This is a genomic window from Ferrovibrio sp., from assembly GCF_965278975.1.
In the GTDB taxonomy this organism is placed as follows: Bacteria; Pseudomonadota; Alphaproteobacteria; order Ferrovibrionales; family Ferrovibrionaceae; genus Ferrovibrio.
On sequence record NZ_OZ257126.1, the window covers coordinates 1,331,142 to 1,357,298 of the forward strand.

28 protein-coding genes are annotated in these 26,157 nt (G+C 64.3%); 8 read left to right on the forward strand and 20 right to left on the reverse strand.

The genetic code is table 11. The features are described from left to right. Positions 1 to 10: 10 nt before the first annotated feature. Positions 11 to 472: a PAS domain-containing protein gene (locus ACQY7X_RS06450; protein WP_428249033.1), complete on the reverse strand. Its 462-nt coding sequence runs from the start codon at positions 470 to 472 to the stop codon at positions 11 to 13. Between the two features lie 13 nt (positions 473 to 485). Further along, positions 486 to 1,718: a pentapeptide repeat-containing protein gene (locus tag ACQY7X_RS06455; RefSeq protein WP_428249034.1), complete on the reverse strand. Its 1,233-nt coding sequence runs from the start codon at positions 1,716 to 1,718 to the stop codon at positions 486 to 488. A 163-nt stretch (positions 1,719 to 1,881) separates the two neighbouring features. Here ACQY7X_RS06455 and ACQY7X_RS06460 point away from each other — a divergent pair, with 163 nt between their 5' ends. Further along, positions 1,882 to 2,445 (forward strand): PilZ domain-containing protein, encoded by a 564-nt coding sequence (locus ACQY7X_RS06460; protein ID WP_428249035.1) that lies wholly within the window; start codon positions 1,882 to 1,884, stop codon positions 2,443 to 2,445. 296 nt (positions 2,446 to 2,741) lie between these two features. On the opposite strand, the gene ACQY7X_RS06465 is transcribed toward ACQY7X_RS06460, so the two are convergent. The 3 genes from ACQY7X_RS06465 to ACQY7X_RS06475 form a co-directional block, all read right to left on the reverse strand. Then, positions 2,742 to 3,965, reverse strand: a complete 1,224-nt coding sequence (locus ACQY7X_RS06465) for a methyl-accepting chemotaxis protein (RefSeq protein WP_428249036.1) — start codon at positions 3,963 to 3,965, stop codon at positions 2,742 to 2,744. 3 nt (positions 3,966 to 3,968) lie between these two features. Beyond that, positions 3,969 to 4,487 carry a PAS domain-containing protein gene (locus ACQY7X_RS06470; protein WP_428249037.1) on the reverse strand — a complete coding sequence of 173 codons (519 nt, stop codon included), beginning with the start codon at positions 4,485 to 4,487 and terminating at the stop codon, positions 3,969 to 3,971. Positions 4,488 to 4,668: 181 nt separating this feature from the next. After that, the gene (locus ACQY7X_RS06475; protein WP_428249038.1) at positions 4,669 to 4,854 is read right to left on the reverse strand and encodes a hypothetical protein; all 186 of its coding nucleotides are present in this window, start codon (positions 4,852 to 4,854) and stop codon (positions 4,669 to 4,671) included. A gap of 178 nt (positions 4,855 to 5,032) precedes the next feature. Between ACQY7X_RS06475 and ACQY7X_RS06480 the strand changes: the two genes are divergently transcribed. Continuing rightward, entirely contained in the window at positions 5,033 to 5,251 is a 219-nt protein-coding gene (locus ACQY7X_RS06480; RefSeq protein ID WP_428249039.1) for a hypothetical protein, read from the forward strand. Between the two features lie 87 nt (positions 5,252 to 5,338). Here the strand turns inward: ACQY7X_RS06480 and ACQY7X_RS06485 are convergent, their stop codons facing one another. The 5 genes from ACQY7X_RS06485 to ACQY7X_RS06505 all read right to left on the reverse strand — a co-directional run bounded on the left by ACQY7X_RS06485 (position 5,339) and on the right by ACQY7X_RS06505 (position 10,609). Then, positions 5,339 to 5,917, reverse strand: coding sequence for a sigma-70 family RNA polymerase sigma factor (locus tag ACQY7X_RS06485; RefSeq protein WP_428249040.1), 579 nt, complete (start codon positions 5,915 to 5,917; stop codon positions 5,339 to 5,341). A 329-nt stretch (positions 5,918 to 6,246) separates the two neighbouring features. Beyond that, positions 6,247 to 7,245 (reverse strand): alpha/beta fold hydrolase, encoded by a 999-nt coding sequence (locus ACQY7X_RS06490; RefSeq protein ID WP_428249041.1) that lies wholly within the window; start codon positions 7,243 to 7,245, stop codon positions 6,247 to 6,249. A gap of 160 nt (positions 7,246 to 7,405) precedes the next feature. Beyond that, on the reverse strand, positions 7,406 to 9,448 hold the full coding sequence (locus ACQY7X_RS06495) for an ATP-binding protein (protein WP_428249042.1): 2,043 nt from the start codon (positions 9,446 to 9,448) through the stop codon (positions 7,406 to 7,408). 36 nt (positions 9,449 to 9,484) lie between these two features. Next, positions 9,485 to 9,865 carry a response regulator transcription factor gene (locus ACQY7X_RS06500; protein WP_428249043.1) on the reverse strand — a complete coding sequence of 127 codons (381 nt, stop codon included), beginning with the start codon at positions 9,863 to 9,865 and terminating at the stop codon, positions 9,485 to 9,487. A gap of 129 nt (positions 9,866 to 9,994) precedes the next feature. Then, a complete protein-coding gene (locus ACQY7X_RS06505; protein ID WP_428249044.1) occupies positions 9,995 to 10,609 on the reverse strand; it encodes a response regulator transcription factor in 615 nt (204 codons plus the stop codon). Positions 10,610 to 10,954: 345 nt separating this feature from the next. On the opposite strand from ACQY7X_RS06505, the gene ACQY7X_RS06510 reads away from it, so the two are divergent. From ACQY7X_RS06510 to ACQY7X_RS06525, 4 genes are read left to right on the forward strand one after another with little or no spacing between them, the layout of a single operon-like run. Next, a complete protein-coding gene (locus tag ACQY7X_RS06510; RefSeq protein ID WP_428249045.1) occupies positions 10,955 to 11,518 on the forward strand; it encodes a phage tail protein in 564 nt (187 codons plus the stop codon). A 28-nt stretch (positions 11,519 to 11,546) separates the two neighbouring features. Then, positions 11,547 to 12,086 carry a phage tail protein gene (locus ACQY7X_RS06515; RefSeq protein ID WP_428249046.1) on the forward strand — a complete coding sequence of 180 codons (540 nt, stop codon included), beginning with the start codon at positions 11,547 to 11,549 and terminating at the stop codon, positions 12,084 to 12,086. Positions 12,087 to 12,107: 21 nt separating this feature from the next. Next, complete coding sequence (locus ACQY7X_RS06520) at positions 12,108 to 12,698, forward strand: phage tail protein (protein ID WP_428249047.1); 591 nt, start codon at positions 12,108 to 12,110, stop codon at positions 12,696 to 12,698. Next, positions 12,699 to 13,259: a GNAT family N-acetyltransferase gene (locus ACQY7X_RS06525; protein WP_428249048.1), complete on the forward strand. Its 561-nt coding sequence runs from the start codon at positions 12,699 to 12,701 to the stop codon at positions 13,257 to 13,259. 13 nt (positions 13,260 to 13,272) lie between these two features. On the opposite strand, the gene arsB is transcribed toward ACQY7X_RS06525, so the two are convergent. From arsB to ACQY7X_RS06555, 6 genes are all read right to left on the reverse strand, one after another. Beyond that, the gene (arsB, locus tag ACQY7X_RS06530) at positions 13,273 to 14,292 is read right to left on the reverse strand and encodes an ACR3 family arsenite efflux transporter (protein ID WP_428249049.1); all 1,020 of its coding nucleotides are present in this window, start codon (positions 14,290 to 14,292) and stop codon (positions 13,273 to 13,275) included. 9 nt (positions 14,293 to 14,301) lie between these two features. Continuing rightward, positions 14,302 to 14,826 carry an arsenate reductase ArsC gene (locus tag ACQY7X_RS06535; protein WP_428249050.1) on the reverse strand — a complete coding sequence of 175 codons (525 nt, stop codon included), beginning with the start codon at positions 14,824 to 14,826 and terminating at the stop codon, positions 14,302 to 14,304. Next, a complete protein-coding gene (locus ACQY7X_RS06540; protein WP_428249051.1) occupies positions 14,792 to 15,157 on the reverse strand; it encodes an ArsR/SmtB family transcription factor in 366 nt (121 codons plus the stop codon). Before ACQY7X_RS06540 ends, ACQY7X_RS06535 begins: the two co-directional genes overlap by 35 nt. 96 nt (positions 15,158 to 15,253) lie before the next feature. After that, positions 15,254 to 16,450, reverse strand: a complete 1,197-nt coding sequence (locus tag ACQY7X_RS06545; protein WP_428249052.1) for an MFS transporter — start codon at positions 16,448 to 16,450, stop codon at positions 15,254 to 15,256. A gap of 4 nt (positions 16,451 to 16,454) precedes the next feature. Further along, on the reverse strand, positions 16,455 to 17,867 hold the full coding sequence (locus ACQY7X_RS06550; RefSeq protein WP_428249053.1) for an FAD-dependent oxidoreductase: 1,413 nt from the start codon (positions 17,865 to 17,867) through the stop codon (positions 16,455 to 16,457). Positions 17,868 to 17,934: 67 nt separating this feature from the next. Further along, complete coding sequence (locus ACQY7X_RS06555; protein WP_428249054.1) at positions 17,935 to 18,321, reverse strand: ArsR/SmtB family transcription factor; 387 nt, start codon at positions 18,319 to 18,321, stop codon at positions 17,935 to 17,937. 308 nt (positions 18,322 to 18,629) lie between these two features. On the opposite strand from ACQY7X_RS06555, the gene ACQY7X_RS06560 reads away from it, so the two are divergent. Next, positions 18,630 to 20,333 carry a Na/Pi cotransporter family protein gene (locus ACQY7X_RS06560; RefSeq protein ID WP_428249055.1) on the forward strand — a complete coding sequence of 568 codons (1,704 nt, stop codon included), beginning with the start codon at positions 18,630 to 18,632 and terminating at the stop codon, positions 20,331 to 20,333. A 6-nt stretch (positions 20,334 to 20,339) separates the two neighbouring features. On the opposite strand, the gene ACQY7X_RS06565 is transcribed toward ACQY7X_RS06560, so the two are convergent. After that, positions 20,340 to 20,669 (reverse strand): DHCW motif cupin fold protein, encoded by a 330-nt coding sequence (locus tag ACQY7X_RS06565; protein ID WP_428249056.1) that lies wholly within the window; start codon positions 20,667 to 20,669, stop codon positions 20,340 to 20,342. A gap of 99 nt (positions 20,670 to 20,768) precedes the next feature. On the opposite strand from ACQY7X_RS06565, the gene ACQY7X_RS06570 reads away from it, so the two are divergent. After that, on the forward strand, positions 20,769 to 22,508 hold the full coding sequence (locus ACQY7X_RS06570; RefSeq protein WP_428249057.1) for a tetratricopeptide repeat protein: 1,740 nt from the start codon (positions 20,769 to 20,771) through the stop codon (positions 22,506 to 22,508). Between the two features lie 6 nt (positions 22,509 to 22,514). On the opposite strand, the gene ACQY7X_RS06575 is transcribed toward ACQY7X_RS06570, so the two are convergent. The 3 genes from ACQY7X_RS06575 to ACQY7X_RS06585 are packed head-to-tail and all read right to left on the reverse strand — an operon-like array spanning position 22,515 to position 26,153. Continuing rightward, positions 22,515 to 23,657, reverse strand: a complete 1,143-nt coding sequence (locus ACQY7X_RS06575; RefSeq protein ID WP_428249058.1) for an acyl-CoA dehydrogenase family protein — start codon at positions 23,655 to 23,657, stop codon at positions 22,515 to 22,517. Positions 23,658 to 23,673: 16 nt separating this feature from the next. Beyond that, positions 23,674 to 24,204 (reverse strand): N-acetyltransferase family protein, encoded by a 531-nt coding sequence (locus tag ACQY7X_RS06580; RefSeq protein ID WP_428249059.1) that lies wholly within the window; start codon positions 24,202 to 24,204, stop codon positions 23,674 to 23,676. Beyond that, positions 24,201 to 26,153, reverse strand: coding sequence for an acetyl/propionyl/methylcrotonyl-CoA carboxylase subunit alpha (locus ACQY7X_RS06585; protein ID WP_428249060.1), 1,953 nt, complete (start codon positions 26,151 to 26,153; stop codon positions 24,201 to 24,203). The genes ACQY7X_RS06580 and ACQY7X_RS06585 overlap by 4 nt, the downstream gene beginning before the upstream one ends. Positions 26,154 to 26,157 lie beyond the last annotated feature (4 nt).

A 26,157-nucleotide genomic window follows, 5' to 3' on the forward strand; every position in this document is an offset into this window, starting at 1 on the left:
CCGGCTCACACTATCTGGCGGGGCGCACCGCCACCACGCCGAGAATGATATCGACCGTGACGCCATCGCTGGCCAGCGGCACTTCCAGCGCCTCGAAGCTGAGAAAATCCTGATCCGTGAAATTCATCGTGCCATAGCTGCGCAACGGCAGCTTGTGGCGCGCGATCCAGTGGAAGCTGGCGGAGAAATTCTCCAGCGCGTCGGGCGCATAGACCTGATCGAAATACTTGCCGGTGACATCGCGGCCGGTGCGCTGGGTGATCGCGGTGCCGATCAGCCGGAAGCGGAAGCGGCCGCCGCGCGCCACATCCACCATGTAGAGATCGCTCAGGAATTCGCGCATCTCCGCCGGCGTGAATTCCGCCCGCGCCGGCAGGGCACCGCATGCGTCGGCCTTGTCCTGCCACAGCCGGTGCAATGCCTTGAGCCGGGCGTCGCTGTAGCCGAGGCCGGGATCGAGCAATACGGTCATGGCAATGCCGGGCTCAGCGTTTCGACTGCATGCCGATGCATTGCCGCAGATCAGTGCCGGCAATATTGACCTTGGCAAAGATGCTGCTGGAGAAATCGACGCCCTCGATCACCGCGCCGCGCAGATCGGCGCCGGTGAGATCGGCTGTATCGAAACGGGCGAACACCACCTTGCCGGTGCGCTGGTTCAGTGCGTTGTAGATCGGCACGCCGACCAGCTGGGTGCCACGGAAAGCCGCACCGGCCAGCATGGCCGCGGAAAAATTGACGCCACCGCAATCCGCCTGATCGAAATTCGCCTTGCGCAGATCGGCACCGATGAAGCTGGCGAACATCAGCTGGCTGCGGGTGAAAAACGCGCCGGCGAGATTGGTTTCGTGGAATACGGCGGCGCGCAGGTCGCAGCTTGAAAAATCCAGGCCCTGCAATTTCATCTTGCTGAACACCGCGCGCTCGCCCTCGACGCCATTGGAAACGATCCAGCGGCCATGCGCTTTCAGCTTGGCTTCCACATCGGGCGGCAATTGCGCCGAGGCACCGCGATGGATCGCGCCCTGCAGGTTGGCACCGGTGGTATCGGCGGTGCTCAGATCCACGCTGCGCAGGTTGGCGCCGCGCAGATCGGCACCGGTGAAGCGTGCGCCATCCAGCTTGGCGCCGACGAAGCTGGCTTCCTTCAGCTTGGCGCCGGCGAAATCGGCATTGGTGAGATCGGCGCCGGTAAGGTTGACCGCGAACAGGTTGGCCGAGGCGAAGCTGGCGCCGACAGCGGAGGCATTGGTCAGGTTGGCGTGATCGAGATAGGCGTTCTTGAGATTGGCATCTTCGAGATTGGCGCCGCTCATGTTCACCGGCACGGTCTCGGAGACTTCCTTGCCATCGGTGGTGTGGCGCAGGATCTGGCCGGAACGCAGATCGGCCTGGCGGAACGAGGTCTGGCGCAAGATCGCCATCAGGAAGTTGGCGCCGCGCAGATCCGCCTTGTCGAACATGGTGCGGGTGAGATCGGCGCGGGTGAAATCGCTGCCGAACAGGTCGGCGCGCACGAACTGCGCCGAGTTCAGCGCCGCATCGCTGAAGACGCAGCCGGTCATGATGGCGTCATCAAGAATGGCGCCGCCGAGGTCTAGGCCGGAGAAATCATCGTTACGGCGCTGCAGCCGCTCGCCGCCCGGCCGCCCGGACAGATAGGCGGCGTGGCGCGAGAGCGCGTGAACGACGGGTTGCGGTGGCAGCCGGGCAGTCATGGCATCCTTAGCTTCCAACTTGACGGAATAATAGGCAAGCTGCCGCGCCAGCGCCACCGCCGCGCCTATGCGTGCAGTGCGAAATCACAGACGGCTCATTCCCTCGGCAGGCCAAGTCGATGTATGATCCCCGCATCAGGGCATCTGGCGGCAGGGACTAGCGATGGCCAGTAAAGCAAGCACGGCAAAAAGCGCAAAGGCAAAGGCCGGGCAGGCCTCCAACCGGCGGCTGTTCGACCGCCGCGACACGGCAATCGCCGCCAGGCTGGAGCATGGCGGCACGCTGCATGATGGCAAGGTGGATAACCTGTCGCTGACCGGCTTCCTGTTCAACCCGGCATTGGACATCCCATCCGAGACCAAGGTGAAGCTGTGGCTGGCCGACCGCGCCAAGCCGCTTTCCGCCACCGTGGTGGGCAGCAGCCCGCGCGGGCTGCATGGCCGGCTGCATATCGCCACGCCGCGCCTGGCACAGCTTTCCGTGGAAGTGGACGACATGGCGCTGCTGCTGATCGGCGCCACACGGGCGAACCCGACACCACCCCCGGTCGCGGCTCCTGCCCCGGCCAAGCCAAAGGCCAAAGCCAAGCCGAAGGCCAAGACTAAAGCGAAATCGAAGCCGAAGGCGAAAGCCGCCAAGGCTCCCAAAGCCAAGGTAAAAGCCCCGGTAAAAAACCCGGTAAAAACCCGGGCCAAGCCGAAAGCCAAGAAGCCGGCGAAGCGCTAATACCTCCCCATTACCGGGTCTTACTGTCATTCTCGCGAAAGCGAGAATCCCATTACCGCAATCGAATGGGACCCTCTGTAAGCGCGCGAACGCCTAACGGCGTTCGTGGGCGCACAGGCCCGAAGGGCTGGCGCGAGGGTGACGAAAAAAGAAAAGCGTAGATACCCCGGCCAAGACGGGGCATGACGGGCCCTTTCTTGTTGTCATACTCGCGCAAGCGAGTATCCCATTTCGACTTTAAGCCGGACTCTCGCTTGCGCGAGGGTGACAAAGAAAGTGGTTTCCAGCGCCAGCCCTCAAGCCCGGATCGATCTGAGGAAAGCCGCCACCTGATCGGCCAGCATTTCCGGCTGGCTTTGCAGATGTGACGCGCCCTGCGACACATCCTCGGCCACGCCGCCAGAGCGTTCGATGCTCTGGGAAATATGCTGGATGTTGCTGGCAACGCTTTCGGTGCGCGCCGCCGCTTCCTGGATATTGCCCGAGATGTCGCTGGTGGCGGCAGCCTGTTCCTGGGTTGAATCGTAGATCGCGCCGACACGGCCATCCAGCGCCGCCGATTGTTCCTGGATCACCGCGATCGAGCGCACGGTAAGCGCCGAGGCATTCTGGATGGCGCTGATCTGGTGCGCGATATCCTTCGCCGCCTCGGTGGTTTTCTGCGCCAGGCTGCGCACTTCCTGCGCCACGACGGCAAAGCCCTTGCCGGCCTCGCCGGCACGGGCCGCTTCCACGCTGGCGTTCAGCGCCAGCAGGTTGGTCTGGAATGCCACCGAGCGGATGAATTCCACCACTTCGTCGATCTTGCGGTTGGCAGCTTCAAGCTGCGCCACCGCTTCCGAGGCGCGGCTGACCTCGCTGGCAACACTGCGGCTCGCCTCGCGCGAGGAACGGACCTGCTGCGCCACTTCCTGCACGGTCGCCGACAATTCTTCGGCGGCGGCGGCAATCGCCTGGGTATTCTGCGTCGCCTGATCGGCGGCGCTCACTGCCTGTCCGCCGGCCTCGGCGGCCTGGCGGGTATCGCCGGCAAGCTGGTCGGCATGGCCGGCAAGCTGGCCGCTGGTGCTCTGCACGGATTCCACCACCGACATCACGCCGGCCTCGAATTCGCGCGCCAGCTTTTCGCGTTCGGCCCGCGCGCGGATTTCGGAGTCGCGGCGTTCGGTTTCCACTGCCAGTTCCAGCCGGGCCGCTTCTTCCGACTTCGCCTGCATGGCATGGCGCGCGGCGTTGATCTGCTCGGCGCCGCGGCGGAAATCGCCCGGCATGCCGCGCACCAGGAAGGGGCGGAAATACTTGCCGGCGGCAGCGAAGCGCAAAGATGCCTGGGATTCACGCACATAGGCATCGGCAAGATCGAGCGCGCGGTTGAACGCCACCAGGGTCTCGGAATACTCGCCATAGGCTTCGGTATGCACCAGGCGGGCGGAGAAATCGCCCTCCGACACCCGGCGCGCCACCGCATCGAGATCCTTGAGTGCCTGTTCCATCAAGCGGTATTTGCGGAAGCTGAACATCGATCAGGCCTCCGGCGTGATGCTGAAGATGAATTCGTCGTAGCTCTTGCCGGCCTTGGTCAAGGTGGCTTCCAGCAATGCCGTGCCGGCGGCCATCGCCGCGTTGCGGTCTTCATGCTTGGCTTCCTCGGCCAGCAGGGCGGCATAGAGCGGTTCGATCACCCGGATCGCGCTGTCATGCGGCGCGCGGCGGTTGGAATGATAGCCGGTGATCGCGCCATCAGGGCCGACATCCGGCGTCACATGCGCCAGCACCCAGTAATATTCGCCGGTCTGGGCCAGGTTTTTCACATAGGCGAAGATTTCCTCGCCGGCCTTGATACGCTGCCACAGCAGCTTGAACACGCAGCGCGGCATGTCAGGGTGGCGCAGGATGGCATGCGGCTTGCCGATCAGCTCCGGCACGCTGTAGGCACCGACGCGGCAGAACACATCATTGGCATAGGTGATGCGGCCCTGCGGGTCGGTCTTGGAAACGATGATGTCTTCCGCACCGAAATGCCGGGCGCGGTCGATAAGCATAGGTTTCGCCATAGTCTCTTCACCCCAAAACACACTACTGGGGTAACCCTATAGCGCAGCGTGCAGCCGCTCAATTTGATATGCGTCAAAAATTGCATGTAAAAATAAACAGCCCCGCCGGTAACCCGGCGGGGCTATCTCCTGCAATGTGTCAGAATCTGTCGGCTGCGATGCAGCAGGGTTAACGCTGGCGCGGATTACCGCTGCCCGGCTGCTGATGATGCTGCGGCTGCTTCTGCTGCCCCGGCTGACCCTGCCCCGCTTGATTCTGCTTGGGCTGGGTCTGCTGCGGCTGCGGATTCGGCTTGCCGCTACCCTGGTTGTGCTGGCCAGGATTCTGCTGCGGTGTCTGCTGATTGGGATTCATGAGTCACTCTCCTCAGACTGTTCAACTATGCGGCCTTGATTGGCCACGCTGATACAACGCCCGGCCCGCCGCTTGGTTGCCCGAAATGTTTTTACAGGAAAAATTTCGCCACGGATGGAACCGGGGCTTACATCAAGCGTTGTTGCCCATATCAGGAACTCAATCCGAGGAGGCCAGCGTGACGTTCAATCTGATGCAGGACAAAACCCGACAGGCCCGTACCCGCGCGGCGCTGAACCGCCAGCTCAAGGCGCTGTATGCAGCGCCGGCTGATCCGGCGCCGGAAAAGCATATCGCATTGATCGAAGAACTGGCCGCCAAGCTGGCGGCACAGCAGCAGCCCCAGGCTCTGCCACAGATGCAGCAGCCGCTGCCACCGACGCCCCCAGGCTTCTAAGGCAGGCGGGCTTTTACAGCTATCTGAAATGATTTACCCGGGGCGCAAGGCCCCGGGTTATTAGCGTGCGTAACGCAGAGCGGCGGCTTAGAGCCGGGTGCCGGCCAGCATCACGGCATCGCTGCCGCTGGCACGCTGGCCGGCCTCAAGCCCGAGCAATTCGCCAAGCCGGTTGCGGGCGCGGTTGACGCGGCTTTTCATCGTGCCGATGGCACAGCCGCCGATGCCGGCAGCTTCCTCGTAGGACAGGCCGAACACCGCCACCAGCAGCAGCGCCTCGCGCTGCGGCTCCGGCAGGCGGCGCAGGGCAACCGCCAGTTCCTTGGCCAGCAAGGCATCTTCCTGCCCCGGCAGTACGCTTTGATTGGCGCCGATGCTGCCATCGCTGTCGGCGACTTCGTGGCGCTGCTGGCGCTTGGTGGAATAGAAGTGGTTGCGCAGGATGGTGAACAGCCAGGCACGCAGGTTAGTGCCGGGGCGGAACTGTTCAGTATTGCTCAGCGCTTTGACCAGAGTCTCCTGCACTAGGTCATCGGCCTCGGCACGCTGACCGGCAAGGCCGCGGGCGAAACCAGTCAGGTTCGGCAGCAGCGCCAGCATCTGCTCGCGGAAGCCAGCCTCATCCATCTGTTTTCCCTGTGGGGGAGCGGCGGGGTTCGTCGTCATGATCGGTTCCTCCGGTTGCGATTAGGCAGTTGCGGTGAGGAACAAGCTTGGCGCCGAATGGGGCCGGATTGCGGCAACTTTGGTATTTTTCCAGGGCCTTGGCCATGGAACCTGGAATTCACTACCATGTCGCTAACAGCCAGCCAGTGGAATACGCGCTAATGGCGTGCCGGATGCCAACAGGAAACTAGAGCCCCTTTGGCGGCACTGATCCTGCGCGAGAGCGGCTTCTAGCAACGGCTTCCAAAAAAGGGGCGCCGCCACCCGCTGGGGAAACGGGCAGCGGCGGGGAAGGCTGGCTGAGGGGGAGGCGGCCAGCCGGTAAATCATTAAGCCTTGAAGTAGGCCAGCAGATCCTCGTTGATGATGTCGGCGTTCACCGTCGCCATGCCGTGGCCGAGGCCCTTGTAGACCTTGAGCGTGCCCTTCTGCACCAGCTTGATCGCCAGCAGGGCGGAGTCGGCAATCGGCACGATCTGGTCATCGTCGCCATGCATGATCAGCACCGGCACGTCGATCTTCTTCAGATCATCGGTGAAGTCGGTTTCGGAGAAGGCCTTGATGCAGTCATACTGCGCCTTGGTGCCACCCATCATGCCCTGGCGCCACCAATTGTCGATCACGCCCTGGGACGGCTCGGCGCCCGGCCGGTTATAGCCATAGAACGGGCCCGAGGCGACATCGCGGAAGAACTGCGCCCGGTTGCCGACATGGGCGGCACGGAAACCGTCGAACACCTCGATCGGCAGACCGCCCGGATTCTTGTCGCTCTTCACCATCACCGGCGGCACCGCGCCGATCAGCACCGCCTTGGCGACACGGCCCTTCTCGGCGCGCGCCACATAATGCGCCACCTCGCCGCCGCCGGTGGAATGGCCGACATGGATCACGTTCTTCAGGTCGAGCGCCTTCACCAGCGCGGCGACATCGGCGGCATAGGTATCCATCTCGTTGCCGCTATAGGTCTGGGTCGAGCGCCCATGACCACGGCGGTCATGGGCGATGACGCGGTAGCCCTTGGCCAGGAAGTAGAGCATCTGGTTGTCCCAGTCATCGGCCGAGAGCGGCCAGCCATGATGGAACATGACGGCCTGGGCGGCCTTCGGGCCCCAATCCTTGAAGAAGATGCGGGCGCCGTCGGCGGTGGTGATCGTATCCATGATGATGCCTTCCTGTTTCTGCGGGACGAGTTGGGTTGGGATAGCCTGGTTAGCCTGAGCAAATACCGTGCCGGGCAGCATGGTGGCGGGCAGCGCGGCGAGAGCGGCAACACCGAGGCCGCCCTGCATGACACTACGGCGGGAAGTGGTCAGTTTCGTTGCGGTCATTGGCGGGCTCCTGTCTCTGCTGTCTGTGCTGACAGGGGCAGGATGCCAAAAGCCGGACAGGCCTTGAATCAGACCTGCGGTATGGTGCGCCATCTCTTGGTATGAGGCCGCCGACCTTACGGATTAAAATGCAGCCGCCCGCATACCGGACAATGACAGATCAAGCCACCGGGAGCGTGAACGAGAAGCGCGCGCCGCCGATGGCCGCCGCCTCGGCCCAGATCTCACCACCATGCTTCTCGATGATCGAGCGGCAGATCGGCAGGCCCATGCCCATGCCGTTCGGCTTGGTGGTGTAGAAGCTGTCGAACAGCTTGGCGCGCTGCTCCGGCGCGATGCCGGGGCCGCTGTCATCCACCGAGACACGCAGGATGCGGCTTTCGGCGCGCTGGGTGGACAGCTTGATGGCGCGGTTTTCCGCTTTGGTCTCGGCCAGCGCCTGGATGGCGTTGAGCGCCAGATTCACCACCACCTGCTGCAACTGCGTGCGGTCACCCAGCACATCGGGCAGTGTGCGCTCCAGATCCAGCGACACCGCCACGCCCTGGGCCTGCATCTCATGGCGCAGGAACAGGATCGCTTCCTCGATCAGGGCATTGACCGACAGCGCCGCCTTTTCCGGCGCCTGGCGCGAGGCCATCAGGCGGATGCGCGAAATGATCTCGGCGGCGCGCTGGGCATCGGCGGTCATGCGCCTTGTGATCGCCGTAACCTCGGCCAGATCGGGTTCGGGCCGCGACAGCCAGCGCAGGCCGGCAGCGCCATTGGCGGCGATGGCGGCAAGCGGCTGGTTCACCTCATGCGCCAGCGAGGCGGTGAGTTCGCCCAGCATCGAGATGCGCGCCGCATGGGCGAAATCATTCTGCAGCCTGGACAGATCGCGCAGCGCCTGCACGCGTTCGGTGATATCGATCACGCTGATCAATGCCATGCCGGTGGCGCGCATCGCCGGCGCCGAGGCGAGCGTGAACAGCACATCCATCTCGGTGCCATCGAGCTTGCGCTGCCGCGTCTCGGTCTGGAACCGGGCATTGCCGGCGAAGCCCGAGACCAGCGACTGCTTGAAGCCCTCGCAATCATCCTCGATCCAGTAGCGTTTCACCGGGCCGAGCACATCCTCGCGGCTTTTGGCCCCCATCAGCCGCAAGCCGGGTTCGTTGCTGTCGACGATCAGGGCGGCTTCCATCGCCCGGGTGACGAATTCGGGGTGTTCTTCCATATAGGCGGCGATATCGGTGACGCCCTGCTGGCGCAGTTCCTCATACAGCGCGCCGACGCCGCGTATATCGAGCTGGTAGCAGGTGACGCCCATGGAATTGTAGAGATTGCGGTAGCGGGTCTCGCTCTTTTCCAGTTCGGCGAAGACGCGCTTGCTGTCGCTGATATCGATCACACCGATCAGCAGGGTACCCTTGGCGACCGATTCCGGCGGGAAGCAGGCGGTGAACAGAGCATCGAACAATTCGCCATCGGCCTTGCGCAGCTTCGCCTCGGTGCAGTAATTCGGCTGCTTGGTCACCGCCGCCAGCACGCTTTCGGCATAGACATGGGTGCTTTCATCGGGCCAGAAGGCATCCAGCGGCAGGTTCATCCGGGCGCGGTCGCCGCCGGCAAACAGGGCGACGGTCTGGTCATTCACATCGATGATGCGGCTGGCCCGCATCATCTCGCGCACGAATTCCGGGTGGTCGCGGAAATAGCGCCGAAACTCCGTGACGCCCTGTTCGCGCAGCTTGCGCAGCATGGCGCCGACCGGCGCGAAATCGATCTCCCAGAAGGAAGCCGCCATGGCCTGGAACAGGTTGCGGTAGCGGTATTCGCTGGCCTTCAGCGCCGCATCGCGCGCCTCGCTGCCAAGCGGCACGCCGGATTCAACAAACGAGATGTTGCCCTGGGCATCGCAGCGGCGTGAAATCCGCACCCGCACCAGCAGATCCTGGCCGGCGGCATTGGCGCGCCGCACTTCGCCTTCCCAGCGGCCCTGCTGCTCCAGCAGGGTGGTGAGTTCGGATTCAGGCAGCGGATATTGCGTCTTGAGCAGGCTCTGCGCCGGCTTGCCGATGGCGGCTTCGCGCGGCCAGCCATACAGCGCCTCGCTGCCCTTGCTCCACTGCGTGATGCTGCCGGCGGCATCGCGCACCAGCACGCTTTCATGCACCAGTTCGATCAGATCCGCGAAATCCGCGCCAAACACGCCGCTCATGCCGCCCCATTGTCGTGCCCAGCTTGCGGATGCCGCCTAAGCCAGCGCCTGTTCGATGCAATTCACCAGCACATCGGCCTCGAACGGCTTGCGCAATACGAACAGCGCGCCGCTGGCCATGGCCTTTTCTTCCAGCCCGGCTTCGGCCCGGGCCGTGATCATGATAACCGGCAAGGCGATGCCGCGCTCGGTCAACTTGCGCTTCAGCTCGATGCCGGAAAGGCCCGGCATCTGAATATCGGTGACCAGGCAATCGGCCTGCTGCAACGCCGGAGCGGCGAGGAATTCCTCGGCCGAGCCGAAGGCGCTGGCCTGGAAGCCGAGCGAACGGATCAGCGCCACCAGGGCCTGGCGCATGGAATCGTCGTCATCGACGATGGCGATCCGTGGGATCGGAGCGGGAGCGGGACTGGACACGCGGCAGACTCGACTTTCCATGCCCAGGGTCGCAACCGGCGCCCGTCGGCATACTGTTAATACGCTGTGTCCGACTATAGGGTCGGGTCTGCCGGGGGGCACTCATACGCAAGTATATATCAGCGGAAATTAATGGGCCGGCGGGTTCAGGGCTTCCGCCATGCGCACCAGGTCGGCCAGGCTCCTGGCCGCCATCTTGCGCATCACCGAGCCGCGATGAATCTTCACCGTGATCTCGCTCAGGCCCAGATCGCCAGCCACCTGCTTGTTCATCTTGCCCGAGGTGACCAGGGCCATCACCTGGCGTTCGCGCGGACTCAAGGAATCAAAGCGCGCTTTCAGCGCCGCGCTGCCCTCGGAACCGGCGCGGCGGCGGCGGTCACGCTCGATGGCGGTGGTGACGGCATCGAGCATGTCCTGCTCGCGGAACGGCTTGGTGAGAAAATCCACCGCGCCGGCCTTCATCGCCCGCACCGTCATCGGAATATCGCCATAGCCGGTCATCACAATGGCCGGCATATGCACATCATGCTCGACCAAAGCCGCCTGGAAATCCAGGCCGCTCATGCCCGGCAAGCGCACATCCAGCAGCAGGCAGCCCGGCGCGTCATCATGTTTGCCCTGCAGGAAGGATTGCACGCTGCCATAGGCCCGTGCCTCCAGCCCGACCGAGCGCATCAGGCTGCCGATCGCTTCGCGCAGCGAGCTGTCGTCTTCGATGATATGGACTATGGCGTTGGCCACGGCACACCCCTGCCTGCGAGTCTGGCCGCGAGGCTACACCCATTAGTGGCGGCGAAATACCGGTTTCAGGGCCAGCTATACCTATGTATGAGCCGGAAGGCGCAACAATCGGGCGCGGACTGCTGCACTTGCCGGTTGTCAGGAACAGCGCCGAACAAGCATCGGATCACACTCATAGCTGGTTGGCTGTCCTTTTCCCCGGCTGCATAACCCGTTATGATATATATTATTAAGTATATTTTCTAATTAAAGTTCTTTACGCGTGATTGGAAATCGGCATATGTTTTTTTAAGAGCATAATTCAACCGATACCACCCATTGGGTGTATCCAAACAGGGGGAGCCAATGACGGACAATTTCCTTGGTGAATTGCGGCTTTTCGCTTTCGGGAGAATGCCCAGCGGCTGGCTGCCATGTAACGGCCAGATTCTGACCATCCAGCAATATCAGGGCCTCTTCGGGCTGCTCAGCAACACCTATGGCGGCGATGGCAGAACCACCTTTGGATTGCCTGATCTGCGTGGCCGCGTTGCCGTCGGCACCGGGCAATCCGCTGGCGGCGCCATCAATTTTCAATTGGCCGGCACTGGTGGCAGCGAAACCGTGACGCTTACGGCGACACAGGTGCCCACGCATAACCACAATGTCAAAGCCTCCACCTCCACCGTTACGACAGCCGCCAGCCCCGCCGGCAATTACTTCGGCGTGGCGACGGCAAGCGCGGCGGGCACCCAGCCTTTCGATCTCTATGCCCCCACGCCAGGGCAGCCGACCAGCGCCGACTGGCTGCCCCTGGCGTCATCAACGGTTTCACCATCGGGCGGCAGCGGCGCGCATGAGAACCGGCAGCCGATTCTCGCGCTGCAAATCTGCATCGCCACGCTGGGCATCTGGCCTTCGCGCGAGTGATGCCGCCCCTTACTGAACGGAGAGACACATGAGCGATTATTATGTGGGTGAAATCCGCCTGTTTGCCTTCAGCCAATACGCGCCGGTGGGTTTCCTGCCCTGCGATGGGCGGGTCGTGGCCATTGCATCGTATCAGGCCTTGTACAGCATCATCGCCACGACCTATGGCGGCGATGGCAGAACCACTTTTGGCTTGCCCGATCTGCGGGGACGCAGCCCGGTCAATTTCGGGCAGACCGTCGGCGGCACCAATTATGCGCTGGCGCAGACCGCAGGCGTGGAGGCCGTGACCTTGACCAGTGCGGCGGTACCGGCACATACCCACACGATTTCGGTGGTCAACACCACCGCGGTCACGATGACTCCGGGGCCAACCGTGGCTCCCGGCAATGTCGGCACGAATTTCTACTATTGCAACACATCGCAGACCGGCACCGGCTTCACGCTGGCCGCCGACACCATTACGCAATCCGGCGGCGGCAATCAGCCCCACCTGAACATGCAGCCCAGCCTGGTATTGGCCTATGCCATCGCCGTGAACGGTCTGTATCCGAATTTCAACAGCTAACCCTGCATCCGGGAGATTGTCATGGCTGATGCCTTCTATGGTGAAATTCGCATGTTTCCCTTCGGCTACACGCCGCTCGGCTGGATAGCCTGCAATGGCCAGCCAGTCAGCATCAATACCAATCAGGTCCTGTACAGCTTGCTGGGCATAAGGTTTGGTGGCGACGGCAGGACGTATTTCAACGTGCCGAATCTGAACGGCCGCATCCCGCTGAATTTCGGCGTGGCGGCAACCGGCACGCCCTATGCTTTCGCCGCGACGCCGGGGCAGGAAACCGTAACGCTGTCATACAGCCAGGCGCCGATTCATAACCATGTTTTCAATGCCAAGAGTTCCAGTTCCTCATCCACCGGGATGACCGCGCAGGCAACCACCACAGGAACGCCACCGACCGGCACCTCGCTGATGAGCCGGGCATTGAACAGCGCCGCCAAGGTGATCAACGCTTTTGACACGCCGCCTTCCAGCGATGTGGTGCAACTGGGTGTTATGGTTTCCACGACATACGGCAACAACATGGGCATTGCCGATCCGCATCCGAATCTTCAGCCCTATCTCGTGATGGCCTATTACATCTGCAACGATGGCACCTATCCCGAGCGCCCGAACTAGATGACTGCGGCCGAGCGGCCCGCAGCCCCTTGGCTGGCATCACCTGAGCCCTGGCTGGCCCTGTCGGCCAGGGCAGCGGCGCGCGGCTTCGGGCTGCGGCTGCGGCTGCCGGAAGACCTGAGCTTTCTGCGCGCGCTTTACCGCAGCACGCGGGCCGGGGAAGTGGCAGCGGCGGGACTCCCATCCCTTGCCGCCGCCGTTTTCCTGAACAGCCAGTTCGATCTGCAATGCCGGCATTTCGACGCGCATTATACCCTTGGCGGCCAGCGCCTGATCCTGCTTGAACAGCAGCAGCCGATCGGCCGCATCGAGCTGTGGCAGAACAGCATCGGCACGCGCCCGGATCTGCGGCTGGTCGATATCAGCCTGCTGCCTGCATGGCGCGGCCAGGGCCTCGGCGCCGAGCTGCTGGCGGCCCTGCAACGTACCGCTGCCGCCGATGGCCGCAGCATCAGCCTGCATGTCGATAAAAACAACCGTGCCTACCGGCTCTACAGCCGGCTGGGTTTCCGCAAGGTGGCGGATGCCGGTGCTTCCTGGCGGCTGGAATGGCGGCCCTGAGAATGACGGCGCGCTATGCCCGTTCGTACCAGTCGCGGCTGCGATTGACGATCCAGACCACGCTGAGCATCACCGGCACTTCGATCAGCACGCCAACGACGGTGGCGAGTGCGGCGCCGGATTGCAGCCCGAACAGGCTGATCGCGGCGGCGACCGCAAGCTCGAAGAAATTGCTGGCGCCGATCAGCGCCGAGGGGCCGGCGACACAATGGGCGACACCGAAATGCCGGTTGAGCCAATAGGCCAGGCCGGCGTTGCAATAGACCTGGATCAGGATCGGCACCGCCAGCAGCGCGATCACCAGCGGATGCGCAATGATCTGTTCACCCTGGAAAGCGAACAGCAGCACCAGGGTGGCGAGCAGCGCCAGCAGGGAAGCGGGCTGTAGCCGCTTTTGCATCCGCTCCAGCGCGGACCGGCCCCGGCCAAGCAGTTGCCGGCGCCAGAGCTGCGCGGCAAAGACCGGCAAGACGATGTAGAGCACCACCGAAAGCAGCAGCGTATCCCATGGCACGGTGATGGCGGAAACACCCAGTAGCAGGCCGACCAGCGGCGCGAAGGCCACCACCATGATGGCATCGTTCAACGCCACCTGGCTCAAGGTGAAATGCGGTTCGCCATCAACCAGATTGCTCCACACGAACACCATCGCCGTGCAGGGTGCCGCCGCCAGCAGGATCAGGCCGGCGAGATAGGAGTCAATCTGCTCCGCCGGCAGATAGGGGCGGAACAGCCAGGCGATGAACAGCCAGCCCAGCAAGGCCATGGAGAATGGCTTGACGCCCCAGTTGATGAACAGCGTTACGCCGATGCCGCGCCAATGGCGCGCAACTTCACCCAGCGCGCCGAAATCGATCTTGAGCAGCATGGGAATGATCATCAGCCAGATCAGCACCGCCACCGGCAGATTGACCTTGGCCAGTTCGGCGGCGGCAATCAGCTGGAACGGGCCGGGCAGCCAATGGCCCAGCGCGATGCCCGCCACGATGCAGAGCGTGACCCAGAGGGTCAGGTATCGTTCAAACACGCTCATGACAGCGGCCTAGGACGATTGCGGAGCGTGTTTGCCGATGTCATTCAGCCGGCCTTGCAGGCTCAACTCATCCAGCGCCTGGAACGGCAGGCTGGTGAAAATCCTGATGCGGTTGCTGAGCATACGGTAGGTCTCGGCAAAGGCAAGCCGGCGCTCCACTTCACTGCCTTCGACAGCCGCCGGATCAGGCAGGCCCCAATGCGCCGTCATCGGTTTGCCCGGCCAGATCGGGCAGACTTCATTCGCGGCATTGTCGCAAACCGTGAAGATGAAATGCATCGGCGGCGCGCCGCTGGCGGCGAATTCATCCCAGGATTTCGAGCGCAGGCCATCGCTGGGCAGGCCGCTCTGGCGGATCAGGTCCAGCGCCATCGGATGCACCTCGCCCTTCGGCATGCTGCCGGCGCTGTAGGCGCGGAAGCGGCCCTGGCCGAGATCATTCATGATCGCTTCGCCAAGGATGCTGCGGGCCGAATTGCCGGTGCAGAGGAACAGGACGTTAAACAGCTTTTCGCTGGCGCCGGACTGACTCATTGGGTTTTCCCTTGGAGGATGAAGCGGGGCGGCACAGCTCTGGCCGGCCGCCGCAGCAATGATCGCTGAGGAAGGCAATCACGGCATTCATGCGCTCGATGTCGAGGCTGTAGATCAGCGAGCGGCTGTCGCGGCGCTGCATGATCAGGCCGGCCTTGTGCAGATGCGCGAGGTGAAACGACAGCGTTGTGGCAGGTACGGCCAGGGCATCGGCGATATCTCCGGCGCAGAGACCTTCGGTACCATGGCCGACCAGCAGGCGGTAGATCGCCAGCCGGGTCGGCTGCGCCAGCGAGGCAAAGGCCGAGAGGGCGTCGGCATCGGCTATCATTTTCATATTTCCAGTTATATCGAAATATAAGCCTGAGTCATGTGAAGACTTCGTGACAATGCACCCGCGTCGGCTTTTTGCTCGTCAGCTTCTGCTCTATGCCGCCTGATCCAGTTCCGTACGCTGCATGCGCAGCAGCAGCATCGCGGCGAAGCCGGCAAAGCACAGCCCGCTGGAGAACAGCAGCACATATGCGCCATAAGCCTCCAGCAGGTAGGCAAAGGCGAAGGGCGACGCGGCCTGGCCGAAGCGCGCCGGCGCCACCAGCCAGCCCTGGCGGCGGCCATAGCCTGTGGGGCCGAACAGCACCAGCGGCAGCGTGCCCTTGGCGATGGTCATCACGCCGTTGCCCGCGCCATGCAGCAAGGTGAACAGATAGGCCGCCGGCGCCCCCAGGATCAGCACCAGGGCGGCACCGATCGGATGCGTGATCGAGGCCAGGCGTGCCGAGAGCAGGGGATGAAAGCGTTGCAGCACGCTGTATTCCAGCACGCGCGCCGCCACCTGGGCCGGCCCGACCAGGGCGGCGGCGGCGATGGCTTCCGCTTTGGAAGCGCCGGCCGCCTCCAGGATGCGCGGCAGATGCGCCGCCATGGCGGTGCTGGTGATCCAGGTGACCGCGAAGGCGAAGGCCAGCAGCACCATGGAGCGGCTGAAGATGCCCTCCTCGTTCGGCGCGGCGCACGACGCCTGCTGCGGCGTGGTGATATGGGCGCCAAGCTCGCGCGGAATCAGCAGCCGGTTCAGCGGCAGGCCGACACATAGATGCACAATGGCCCAGGCATAGCAGGTGGCGCGCCAGCCCCATTCGGCTTCCAGCAAGGCCGAGATCGGCCAGCATATCGTGCTGGCGAAACCAGCAAGCAGCGTAATGCCGGTGATGGCACGGCGCGCGCTGCCGCCATAGATGGCGGTAAGCGTGGCGAAGGCGGCTTCATAAAGCCCAATGGCCATGCCGGCGCCGATCATCATCCAGGCGATGGTGAAGACCGCCAGGTTCTGCGCGGCGCCGAGCAGCGCCAGACCGGCGGCGAATATCACGCTGGACAGCGCCAGCACATTGCGCCCGCCGAAACGGTCGATATAGGCGCCGACGCCCGGCCCGATGAAGGCGGTGAGCAGCATGGCGATGGAGAAGGCGCCATAGATCCAGGATGTCGAAACCCCGAGATCGGCCGCCATCGGCCCGGCCAGAATCGCGGGCAGATAATAGGTCGAACCCCAGGCCAGGGTCTGGGCGGTGCCGAGCGCCAGCACCACGCGCAATTGTTTGCCGCTATCCGGGTGCTGCATGGGCTCAGCCGCAGCCGCCGGCCTTCACCCGCACGCGCGGCTTCTCGCCGCTGCCGCAGCAGCCGCCACTGGCGGCAACAGCGGCAACCGGCTCGGTCACGCCGCAGCTTGCGGCCTCGCTGTCCCCGTCCACGGGGAGATTGCTGCTGCATACCCCGGTTTCCGGCAGATCGAGCCGCACATCGTCGGCTGCCGCCCTGTCACCCGCCAAGGCCGCCACGATGGAGCGCACCTGCTCATGGCCGGTGGCAAGCAGGAAAGTGGGGGCGCGGCCATAGCTTTTGATGCCCGCGATATAGAAACCCGCATCGGGCTGCTGCAATTCGCGATGGCCATGCGGGCGCACCGTGCAGCAGGAATGAACATTGGGATCGATCAGCGGCGCCAGCAGGCGCGGACTTTCAGTGGCCGGATCGAGATCGAGGCGGATTTCGCGCAGCATCGAAAGTTCGGGCCGCTGGCCGGTGGCGACGACGATGCGGTCAACCACTATATCCACGTCAGGGCCTGATCTCTGCTGCAGGCTGACCCGCAGCCGGCCCTGCTCCGGCCGGATGGCGGCGACTTCGCTGCCGAGATGCAGATCGAGCTTGCCGGCCCGGGTCATGGCCTCAAGCTCATGACCAAGAGCGCCACGCGCCGCCAGCTTGTCATTCGCGCCACCGCCGAACAGCCGCGCCAGGCTGTTGCCGCGCACCGCCCAGACAATGCTGGTTGCTGCATCCTGGGCCGCCAGCCGGCCGAGATCGAGCAGAATGTTTGCCGCCGAATGGCCCGCACCCACCACCAATGTGCTGATGCCGGCATAGGCCGCGCGGTCGGCACCCAGCATATCGGGGATGCCATAGGCGATCCGGCCCGCCGCATCGCCTTCACCCGGCACCGGCAAGCCGTTGCTGCCGAGCGGGTTGGGCCAGCCCCAGGTGCCGCTGCAATCGATCACGGCGCGCGCCAGTTCCATGCGCTCGGTGCCGTCCTTTTGCCGCAGCAGCAGCGAGAACGGCGTGCTGTCGCGGCCCGCCGACTTCATCTTGTCGCGGCCCAGGCGGCTGATGGCGACGACGCGCGTATCGGTTTCGAGCACGCTGCTGATCTGCGGCAGATCGGCCAGCGGCTGAAGATACAGCGCGATCAGGTCGGCGCCGGTTGGATGGCGGCCGCGCGGCGGCGCGGTCCAGCCGCTGGCTTCGAGCAGGCCGCGCGCCGCCGGATCGATATTGTAGGACCAGGGCGAAAACAGCCGCACATGCGACCAGGCGCGGATATGGCTGGCGACAGCGCCGCCGGCTTCATAAATCCGCACCGGCATGCCGCGCTGGATCAGATGCGCGGCGGCGGCGAGGCCGACAGGACCGGCACCGATGACGGCGACGGGCAGCGGCTGGTTCTGGGCTTGCATGGGCGAGAGGGCGTTCATCGGTGCTGTCCTTCGATGTTCGTCGAAACACGAATACACAAGTCAAAAAACCCACGGCGCAAAGAAACTACAGAGTGCCGAGCAGATGCTGCAGGCGGCGCAGCTTGGCCAGATCGACGCAATAGCAGGGACGCTGATCGTCGATCTCGCCTTTCACCAGGCCGGCTTCCTTGAGGATGGAGAGATGCTGCGAGGCCGTGGACGGCGCCACCGGCAGCAGGTCGGCCAGTTTGCCGAAATAGCAGGTGCCGATGCGCAGCAGGTTGCGCAGGATCAGGATGCGCACCGGATGCGCCATGGCCTTGGCAAGCTGGGCCAGTTCCTCATCCTCGGGCCGCAGCGGTTCGGCCAGCGCCAGCGGCGCCATGCCGGGCGCGCAGCATGAGGCATCTGCTGCTGCGGTGGCGGCGGCGGCCGGCGGTTTCTTCGGTTTGGTCCTGGTCTGCTGGGCCATCGGCTCGATCCGTAAGGCGGAAAGTGTTATTCGTTATTCGACGAATAACATATGACATGCCGAATGGCAGGTCAATCCATTGCCGCAATGCCGGATGGCACCGGCCCGGTCAGGCCGGATTTGGTGAAACCCGGTTCCACTCCCATATGTAGCCAAACCGGCTTCTTCTTGATGTGCCGGCGGACCGCCGAGGGTGACGTCCACCTTTTGTAAATTGCTTTTGTGCTAATGACTTTTGGGTGTAATAAAATTGTAACAATGGATTCGTCCCCGCCTTTGCGGGCCTGTGTTGAGGAGTTGTCTGCCTGATGGGTGCCACCGCTTTGCTGCTCGACCTCGCCGCCGGCATCGCCCTGCTGCTCTGGGGTGTGCGCATGGTGCGCACCGGCATGACCCGCGCTTTCGGCGCCCGGCTGCGCCGGCTGCTGGGCAGCGCCACGCGCAACCGCTTTTCCGCCTTCGCCGCCGGCATCGGCGTTACCGCCCTGCTGCAATCGGCCACCGCCACCGGCCTGCTGGTCGCCTCGTTTGCCGGCCGCCGCCTGATCGGCCCGGCCGCCGCCCTGGCGGTGATGCTCGGCGCCGATGTCGGCACCACGCTCGCAGCACAGCTGCTGTCGCTTGATCTGCATTGGATGGGGCCGCTGGCCCTGATAATTGGCGTCGCGCTGTTCCTGTCCACCGAAAGCGGCAACCGCCGCCATGTCGGCCGGCTGCTGATCGGCTTCGGCCTGCTGCTGCTGGCTTTGCGCCTGATCGTCAGCGCGTCGGAGCCGCTGCGCAACGCTTCTGCCTTTGCCACCGTAATGGCGCCGCTGGCGCAGGAGCCGCTGCTCGCCGTGGCGCTGGCCGCGCTGATCACCTGGGCAGCCCATTCCAGCCTCGCCATCGTGCTGATGCTGGTGGGCCTGGCTTCCGCCGGTGCGATTTCCGTGCCGCTGGCCCTGGCCCTGGTGCTGGGCGCCAATATCGGCGGTGCCGTGGCGCCGTTCGCCGCCACTGCCGGCCAGGCGCCGGCCGCGCGCCGCGCCGCTTTGGGCAATCTGGTGATGCGCGCCGTCGGCGTGGTGATCGCATTGCCGCTGCTGTCCTTCATGCCGCAATGGCTTGGCCTGCTGGGCCTGGAAGGCCCGCGCCTGGCGGTGCATTTCCACACCGCGTTCAATCTGGCGCTGGCTTTGCTGTTCCTGCCGCTGCTGGCGCTGGTGGAGCAGATTTGCCGCCGCCTGCTGCCCGATGCCCCGACGGCGGAAGACAGCACCAAGCCGCGCTACCTCGATTCAGGCGCGCTGGACACGCCGACCGTGGCGCTGGCCGCCGCCGCGCGCGAAACCCTGCGCATGAGCGATACCGTCAGCCGCATGCTGGATGACGCCATCACCGTGTTCAAGACCGACGATGCGCGGCTGGCCAAGGCGGTGGAACAGGCCGACGACCAGGTCGACAAGCTGCATGAGGCGATCAAGCTCTACCTGACCAAACTGTCGAATCACGAGATGGATGCCGAGGAAAGCCGCCGCTATGTCGACGTGCTCACCTTCACCACCAACCTTGAGCATATCGGCGACATCATCGACAAGAACCTGATGGAACTGGCGGCGAAGAAGATCAAGCATCGCCTGCATTTCTCATCCGAAGGCATGACCGAGCTGGCCGAATTCCACGCCCGCGTCGCCAGCAACCTGCAGATGGCCTGCAACGTGTTCATGGCCTCTGACGCCAAGCTGGCGCGCCAGCTGCTGCAAGAGAAAGCCTCGCTACGCGAGGCCGAACGCATGGCGGCGGAAAACCATTACCGCCGGCTGGCCGCCGGCCGCGCCGAAAGCATCGAGACCAGCGCTATCCATCTCGACGTGATCCGCGACCTCAAGCGCATCAACAGCCACCTCACGGCGGTGGTCTATCCGATCCTGGAGCAGACCGGCGAGCTTACCGCCACGCGGCTGCGCGCGCATGAGAAACAGGCCAGCGAGAAAACCGCGCCGAATGGCGGCCACGCCAAGCCTGCTTAAGCCTGTCTAATCGACAATGAAAAGCTTGGCGCCCGGGGCCGTGCGTGAGCGGTGCGGCTCGGCATTGTCGGCGACCTGATAGGACTGGCCGGCGGTCAGGGTAAACACACGGCCATCTTCCAGTTCGGTCACCAGTTCGCCTTCCAGCACGAACAGGATATGGCCCTTCACGCACCAATGGTCGGCGAGGTAGCCCGGCGTGTAATCGACGCGGCGCACCCGGATTGGCCCGAACTGGCGCGTGCGCCAATAGGCCATGCCGGTTTCGCCCTTATGCTCGGTGACCGGCACATCCGACCAGTCGGTGGTGCCAAAGGGAAGATCGCTGATTTTCATGCCCGATACCTGACTTCCGCTAAAAACTTCTTCCAATGATTGCAGACGGCGGTAACTCCTGCGACCATGAAGGGGAATTCTGCCCCCTTGGTGATTGCCATGCCTGTTACCCTGCTGTCCCGGCTCGCTCCCGCAATCCTGCTGCTTGGCCTCGCCGGCTGCCAGACCAACCAGCCGGCCGGCAGCCAGCCAGTCACCAGCCAAGCAGGCGCCAACCAGCCCGCAGCCACGCCCGCCACCCCAACGCCAATGGCCAGTCTGGTCAAGAGCCGGCCGCTGACTTCGACAGAGGAAGCCCAGGCCAAGGCCTATGACGACGCCACGCGGATGGCCGTCATGCCCGGCATCAAGATCACCAACCAGATGCGCAAGGCCGGCCTGTATTTCGGCGCGCAGCAATTCAGCGAAGCACTATCGATTTATAACCGTATCCTCACCGAATGGGGCGACACCAATACCAGCACGGCGCGCAGCGAACTGGCGCTGAGCTGGCTGAACAAGGGCCAACTGCACAAGGCCTTTGGCCAGCGCCGCGAGGAAATCGCCGCCTATCAGGAACTGGCGCGGCTTTATGGCGAGGATGTCGATCCCGCCCTGCGCCGCGCCGTCACCACCGGGCAGCTTTATACCGGTGAAGCCAAGGTGGCACAGGGCGAGCGGCTGCAAGGCGAGCAGACCTACCGCCAGGCCATGGAACGCTTTTGCCGCGCGCCGATCGCCACCGTGCCGCTGGCGGTTGCCTGCGCCAAGCTGGGCAACCGCCTGGGCCAGAGCCTGGGCGAACGCAAACTGACCGACGACGCACTGGCCGCCTATGACGCCGTGATCGCCAGCCATGGCAGCAACAGCAACAACGATGTGCGCCAGGAAGTGACCGAGGCGCATTGGCGCAAGGCGGTGCTGCTGGCCGAGGCGCAGCGCCGCCAGGAAGCGGTGGACAGCTTCGCCCGCACCGTCGAGATTGGCTCGCTGTCCGGCACGCGGCAGGCCATCGCCTATGCCGCCCAGGCGCTGGCGAACCAGGCCTCGATGCTCGACAGCATGGGCCAGCCGGCACAGGCCCTGGCGATCTATGAACAGGTGATCGGGCGATACGACAGCCGCACCGAGGATGCCGTGATCTTCGCGGTTGCCCGGGCGCAGGTGAACAAGGGGCTTATCCTGCTGCGGCAGAAGCGCCCGGCGGAAGTGCTGCCGCTGTGCGACGCCGCTTTGCGCAAGGCCGGCGAGCGCCAGGCATTGCAGATGCGCGAAGTTTCCGCCCGCGCCGGCCTGCTGCGCGCCCAGGCGCTGATGCAGCTGCAACGCTACGATGATGCCATCACCGCCTTCGATGCCGTCGGCAACCGCTTCGGCAATGCCAAGGAGAATTCACTGCGCGACCTGGCCGCCAATGCCATGTCGGCCAAGGCCAATGCCATCGGCCTGCGCCAGAGCCGCGGCAGGGTGGAACAGTCGATGGTAGAACTGGACAAGCAGGTGGCGGCGGCGGAAGCCAAGCCGGAACCGGAGCGCAGCCGCGACATCGCTACCGTGCTGCTGGCCAAGGGTGTGGTCTATACCTTGATCGGCATGCATGACGAAGCCATCGCGGTGTATCAGGACATCGCCACGCGCTTCGGCGAGTCACGCGATGGCAAGCTGCGCGAATCGGTCGCCAATGCCAGCTATCTGCGCGCGGTCAGTTTCCATGACAAGGGGCAATCGGCGGAAGCGGCGCGGCTGGTGCGCGAATTCGTGCAGCGCTACAAGCCGGAGCCGGAGCCGGCGATCCAGCAGCTCGTCCGCCGCGCCGAGGACTGGCTGGAAAAGAACCGCCAGTTCGATACGGTGGGCTGAGTTGGCCTACCAGCCCATCTGGCGGCTGGCGAGGTCTTTCATGATTTCCTCGGCACCGCCGCCGATGGCGTTCACCTTCACTTCGCGGTAGATGCGCTCCACCTTGGCGCCGCGCATGAAGCCGGCGCCACCGAAGACCTGCACCGCTTCCGCCGCGCAATGCGCCAGGGTCTGCGTCGCCTGGTTCTTCAACATGCACAATTCCGCCACCGGGCTTTCGCCCTGATCCAGCCGCCAGGCGATATTCTCCAGCATCGCTTCGGTGGCGTGGATGCGCTGCGCCATGTCGATCAGCTTGTGGCGGATCACCTGATGCTTGATCAGCGGCTTGCCAAAAGTCTCACGCTGTTGCGCATAAGCCACGGCCTCGTCATAGGCAACGCGCGCGAAGCCGGCGCAGGAAGCCGCCAGGCCGAGGCGCTCGTCATTGAAATTCAGCATGATGCCGAGGAAACCGGCATTTTCGGCGCCGATCAGGTTGGCCACCGGCACGCGGCATTCATCGAAATGCAGCGTGGCGGTATCGGACGCCCACCAGCCCATCTTTTTCAGCGGCGTGCGGGTGAAGCCGGGCGTATCGCGTTCGATCAGCAGCAGCGACACGCCGCCCATGCCGGAACCGCCGGTGCGCACGGCCACGGTATAGTAATCGGCCCGCATACCCGAGGTGATGAAGGTTTTCTCACCCTTGACGACATAGTGCTCGCCATCACGCCGCGCCATGCTGCGCAGATTGGCGACATCGGAACCGCCGCCCGGCTCGGTGATCGCCAGCGCGGAAATCTTCTCGCCCGAAAGGATGCCGGGCAGCACGCGGCTTTTAAGTTCATCCGAGCCGAGCTTGGCAATCGGCGGCGCGCCGATGGTATGGCTTAAGAGCGACGCGCATACACCACCGGCGCCGCAGCGCGCCAGTTCCTGGCCGACGATCACGGCATAGAGCCGGTCGGCTTTCACGCCGCCGAATTCTTCCGGGAAATTCAGTTGCAGCAGGCCGAATTCGGCGGCCTTGCGGTAAAGCTCGCGCGGGAATTCGCCGGCCTCGTCCCAGGCATCGGCGAACGGCTCCAGTTCCTTGGCCACGAAGCGGCGGAGCTGATCCCGGAACGCTTCATGTTCGGCTGTGTAATAGGGCGAGTGGCGCTGCATATATTCCCCGCTGCTTTCACATCTGCGGCGGCCGCAGCCGCGCCATCATCAGGATATCGTCGTAGCGGCCATCCAGCTTGCGCGCGCGGCGCCGCGTGCCTTCGGTCTCGAAGCCGAATTTGCGGTAGAGCGCAATGGCCGGTTCATTGGAGGCATAGACCTCCAGTTCCACCCGCTCGATATTGCAGCCCGCCGTGAGATCGAGCACCGCGCGCAGCATGGCCTCGCCCAGGCCCTGGCGGCGATGGCCTTCATCCAGCCCCATGCCGAGCCGCCCGACATGGCCGAAGCCGGGCCGCTGGCCGGAATCGGCTGCCGCGAAAATATCGCACCAGCCGACAATCGCCGCCTCATGCTCGGCGACCACGAAAGGCAGGCCGCGCCTGATCATCTGGCCGAGGAAGGATTGCACCTGCTCCGGGCTCGGCGCCTCGGCGAAAGCGAGATAGATGCGTTCGCGCGCCACGCGATCGAGACAGGCGAGATAACCGGCCAGGTCCGCCTCGCGGATCGGCCGGATAACGGCGCCGGTGGCGGCGCCTGTCATGATGCTGGCTTGAGTGCGGCAAGCAGTTGCCGCGTCGCCACCTGATCGCCCGGCTTCACCGCCAGGCTTTCAAGCAAACCATCCAGCCGCGCCGTCACTTCATGCTGCATCTTCATCGCTTCCAGGATCAGCACCGCCTGGCCCTTGCGCACGGCGTCGCCGGTCTGTGCCAGCACGGCGACGATCTTGCCGTTCATCGGCGCGCGCAATTCGGCATCGCCGGCGCCACCCTCACCACCACGCGGGGCATAGGTGGCATCACGCAAAGCCAGATCCAGCGCGCCGAATTTCAGCAGCAGGTCATCGCGGCGGAACAGCGCCCGGTAGCCGGCTTCGGCGCCATTGAGCCGCGCGCGGCCATCATCGAGCAAGGCCACCGAGACCACCGCATCGCCCAGGGTGACGCGATACTGGCGGTCTTTCAGCGGCGCGATCATGCCGCGCTGCGGCGCTTCGTCGTCGCCCAGCCGCAGATCAAAAGGCGAGGCCAGCACCTTGTTGCTCGACCAGGCAGCGGCGGCATCATGGCCCCATCGCGCCGCATCGCGCTCGTAGAACAAAGCCGCCGCCAGCGCGAAAGCGGATGCATCGGCCACCGGCGCCGCCGGTTTCTCGAAATATTGCGGGATGAAGCGCGTGGTGGCGGCGCCAGCCGCGAAGCCCGGATGGCGCAGCAGATCAAGCAGGAAGCCGCGATTGGTTTCGATGCCGAGCGCCACCGTATCCTCCAGCGCACGGATCAGGCGGCGGCGCGCTTCCTCGCGGCTGGCGCCATGGGCGATGATCTTGGCGATCATCGGATCATAGAACGGCGTGATCTCCTGGCCCGGCGCCAAGCCATGATCGACGCGCACATCAGATGGTGGCTGCCACGCAGCCAGCACGCCGCTCTGCGGCAGGAAGCCCTTATGCGGCGCCTCGGCATAGAGCCGCACTTCGATGGCATGGCCGCTGAGCGCCAGATCGGCTTGCTTCAGCGGCAGGGCCTCGCCTGCCGCCACGCGCAATTGCAAAGCCACCAGGTCAAGCCCGGTGATGGCTTCCGTCACCGGATGCTCCACCTGCAGGCGGGTATTCATTTCCAGGAAGTAAAACTCACCTTCCCCAGACAGCAGGAATTCCACCGTGCCGGCACCGACATAGCCGATTGCCTTGGCAGCAGCCACCGCCGCTTCGCCCATGCGCGCGCGCAGCTCGGCATTCACCGCCGGCGAGGGGGCTTCCTCGATCACTTTCTGGTGCCGGCGCTGCACGCTGCAATCGCGCTCGGCGAGATGGATCACGTTGCCCTGGCTGTCGCCGAAAACCTGGATCTCAACATGGCGGCCATCGACCACGGCCTTTTCCAGAATCAGTTCACCGGAGCCGAAGGCATTGCCGGCTTCCGAGCGCGCCGACTGGATCGCCGCCAGCAGCGCGCTTTCCTCCTGCACCAGGCGCATGCCGCGCCCGCCGCCGCCGGCAGCGGCCTTCACCATCACCGGCAGGCCGATGCGTTTGGCTTCAGCCAGCAGCACGGCATCGGATTGATCTTCACCCTGATAGCCCGGCACGCAAGGCACGCCGGCCTTGATCATGCGGCGCTTGGCGGCAGCCTTGTTGCCCATGGCAGCGATGGCCGCCGCTGGTGGCCCGATGAAGACCAGGCCAGCCTCGGCGCAGGCGGCAGCGAAATCTGCATTCTCTGACAGGAAGCCATAGCCCGGATGCACCGCACCGGCGCCCATCTCCTTTGCTGCCGCGATGATCGCTGCCGCGTTGAGATAGCTCAAAGCTGCTTCCGCCGGGCCGATGCAGCGCGCGGTATCGGCCAAAGCCACATGCAATGCTGCGGCATCGGCTTCGGAATAGACCGCTGCCGTGCGGTAGCCCAGCGCCCGCGCCGAGCGGATCACCCGGCAGGCGATTTCGCCGCGATTGGCAATCAGGATGGTATCGAATGCCGGCATGGTA